Annotated in this window: 1 tRNA gene and 1 rRNA gene; both read right to left on the bottom strand. The window is 52.9% G+C overall.

The window, feature by feature from the left end:
• Nucleotides 1–4 precede the first annotated feature (4 nt).
• Nucleotides 5–81: transfer RNA gene (locus tag M3223_RS24070), tRNA-Ile, on the bottom strand.
• A gap of 206 nt (nt 82–287) precedes the next feature.
• Nucleotides 288–344, bottom strand: a 16S ribosomal RNA gene (locus M3223_RS24065); the annotation flags it as partial.

The following is a 344-nucleotide window of genomic DNA, read 5'->3' as shown; positions in this document are numbered from 1 at the left end:
GAAATGGTGGGCCTTAGTGGACTCGAACCACCGACCTCACCCTTATCAGGGGTGCGCTCTAACCAGCTGAGCTAAAGGCCCTCGTCGATATGGACTTGGAACACCTGAAGCTTTTCTCGCCATCCCCTTGCAGGAGATGCCGCGAAAACTTCGTAGAAAGAGACTTGCTCTTTCAAAACTGACAACGAGTGAGTGACAAGCCGGTTTGAAACCCGAGGGTTTCTGCTGAGGCATCTGGCGATGCCTCGAATTTGAATGCTTCCGTTGCAGGAAGCGATTCTCCATAGAAAGGAGGTGATCCAGCCGCACCTTCCGATACGGCTACCTTGTTACGACTTCACCCC

This window comes from Paenibacillus pasadenensis (assembly GCF_023715725.1).
Lineage (GTDB): Bacteria > Bacillota > Bacilli > Paenibacillales > Paenibacillaceae > Paenibacillus_O > Paenibacillus_O pasadenensis_A.
The sequence above is the reverse complement of the archived record's forward strand: the minus strand, read 5'-3'. Positions and strand labels throughout refer to the sequence as shown.